Annotated in this window: 2 protein-coding genes and 2 pseudogenes; 1 reads left to right on the plus strand and 3 read right to left on the minus strand. The window is 57.7% G+C overall.

Translation table 11 applies throughout. The annotated features are described in order from the left end of the window. Both L692_RS28770 and acpS read right to left on the minus strand, forming a co-directional pair. Nucleotides 1–385: pseudogene (locus L692_RS28770) on the minus strand (A/G-specific adenine glycosylase); the annotation flags it as partial. 205 nt (nt 386–590) lie between these two features. Then, complete coding sequence (gene acpS, locus L692_RS0113685; RefSeq protein ID WP_025700679.1) at nt 591–989, minus strand: holo-ACP synthase; 399 nt, start codon at nt 987–989, stop codon at nt 591–593. A gap of 257 nt (nt 990–1,246) precedes the next feature. Between acpS and L692_RS0113690 the strand changes: the two genes are divergently transcribed. Continuing rightward, complete coding sequence (locus L692_RS0113690; RefSeq protein WP_025700681.1) at nt 1,247–2,071, plus strand: alpha/beta fold hydrolase; 825 nt, start codon at nt 1,247–1,249, stop codon at nt 2,069–2,071. A gap of 90 nt (nt 2,072–2,161) precedes the next feature. On the opposite strand, the pseudogene L692_RS32745 reads toward L692_RS0113690, so the two are convergent. Continuing rightward, a pseudogene (locus tag L692_RS32745) lies at nt 2,162–2,363 on the minus strand (ammonia-dependent NAD(+) synthetase); the annotation flags it as partial.

A 2,363-nucleotide genomic window follows, 5' to 3' on the forward strand; every position in this document is an offset into this window, starting at 1 on the left:
CGCCCTTCAATGCGAATACCGCTTCGCGGTCGTCCGGAACCTTCCCGCCGTAAGCCTCCTTCACCTGTCTTGCCGCATGCTGCAAATTCCGCGCTCTGGAGTAATAGCCGAGTCCCTCCCAGCATTTCAGTACCTCTTCCTCCGGCGCATCGGCCAAGGACTCAATCGTGGGGAACTTCCCGATAAACCGGTTGAAATACGGAATCACCGTATCGACCCGGGTCTGTTGCAGCATAATTTCCGATACCCATATATGATACGGGTCGCGGGAGCGCCGCCACGGCAAATCGCGCTTCTGCTCGTGGTACCACTCCAGCAAATGGCGGCTGAAGAACGCCATGTCCTCCCGCCCCTCCGTGTCCCGCCGTTCTTCATCCTGTGCCATGCTTACGCTCCTTGCTGGTTCAAATTTTCCGTCAGATATCAGTCGTAACTACGAGGAATGTCTGGACTGCCGGCCGCTGCCCATCTCCAGATTTCTTGGTCTATCCTATGGCTCCCACAGTTCCAGACTTCCCCTTCGTTACTCCTTACCCTGATGTCATTTATCAAGGTCATAATTAATCTATGTTAAATAATCCGCGCCACCGCTACCGCGCCCGCTGCTCGACGACGGCAAAGGCCGATGCCAAGCCCCGAGTATGCGTAATCGTAAGGTGAATGAGGTGATCATATTCTTCCGGCAGATTCAGCCTCGTCCAGGCTTCGCCCCGGATGAACGCTTCCGGCCTGCCCAGCTTGTCCGGGAGGATTTCAATATCCGTAAATCCAAGCGCCGCTCCGATTCCGCAGCCGAACGCCTTGACGATAGCCTCCTTGGCCGCGAACCTTCCGGCGGCATACTCCGCCGTGAGACCGCCGCGGCTTTCGGCCAGGGAAAGCTCGCCTTCGGTCAGGACCCGGCGCGCGAACCTGCCGCCGAGCCGCCCTTCCAGCAGAGCGGTGATCCTTTGTATCTCCAGCACATCATGCCCGATTCCGTAGATCAAGGGGACACGCTCCTCAATTGTTCTTTTTCCGCAAATTCATATGTGAAATGATATAGATGGTATAGTTTTGAGGCAGGCTTTCTGCTATCTTAAGAAGAAACAGCTTTTGCCGTCATTTTCGGGGACGGTGGTCCATTGCTTATAAATTCTTATATTTTAAAAGAAAACATCGCCGAAGTCCATGCGCCCATTCCCGCTGCGGCTTCGGCACACGCAATGGACTTGCCGCCCGGCAGACAGAGAGGGGACATTTTCTGATGAGTCGAAGCACCAATTTTGAAATTCCCGCAGGGGATGACTCCGTTCTGCGCTGTACCCGCTTCCCTTCCAAGGGAGCCGCAGGCAGCCTGATCGTAATCGCGCACGGCTATAAAGGGTTCAAGGATTGGGGGATGTTTCCTTATGTCGCGGAATCGCTGAGCCGCAAGCATGAGGTCGTGACCTTCAATTTCTCCCATAGCGGAATCGGCGACAATCTCCAGAGCTTCACCGAGCTTGAGAAGTTTGCCCGCAATACATACCATCGTGAGCTCAAAGACCTGAAAGTGCTGCTCTCCTACCTGAGCCAGCATCCAAAGCTCGGCGGACTCCCGCTCTTCCTGCTGGGGCACAGCCGGGGTGGGGGCAACTGTCTGGTGTACGCGCTGGATAATCCCGGCGAAATCGCCGGGGTCATTGCCTGGAACGGCGTCACCGACCTGGATCTGTTCACCGAAGAGCAGAAGAAGGACATGCGTGAACACGGCCGGGCCTATGTCCTGAACGGCCGGACCGGACAGCAAATGCCGCTGGATGCCGTCATTCTGGAAGACCTGGAGCAGCAGAAGGAGCGTTACAATATTATGGAACGGATGCGGACGGCCAAATTTCCGGTTACACTCATTCAGGGAAGCAAGGACAACGCCCGCCTGCGGCAAGGATCGGAGAAGCTGACCGCCATAAGACCGGACATCGACTGGGTGCAGATTCCGGAAGGCGATCACACCTTCGGAACGGTCCATCCGTTTGCCGGGCCTACCCCGCAGCTGGAGCAGGCCATCGCCGCGACCGAAGCCTTTATCGATCAAGTGCTGCGCTCCTGACAGCTCCCCGCACCCGCAGCAAGTACCGCCGCGGCATATCCGGCGCAGGAATGGCGCGACGGTACGGTTAACAAGGTGCGGGGCCGGCTTTCAGATTCCGGGAACAACGCCCCGCTTGTAAGCATTGCTGCGGCAGAAGCTCTCCAGCAGCTCCGCCGCAGCGGGCTGCACCGGCTTGCCTTCCAGATAATCGCTGCTGTCCTCGTACGAAACGCCGCGCCTGGCTTCGCCCGGCTGTCCGGCCAACCGGTCTGCGGCCTTCGCCTCCGTGATGATTTCGGCGGGGGCGCCA

It is taken from the genome of Paenibacillus forsythiae T98 (assembly GCF_000520735.1).
In the GTDB taxonomy this organism is placed as follows: domain Bacteria; phylum Bacillota; class Bacilli; order Paenibacillales; family Paenibacillaceae; genus Paenibacillus_AQ; species Paenibacillus_AQ forsythiae.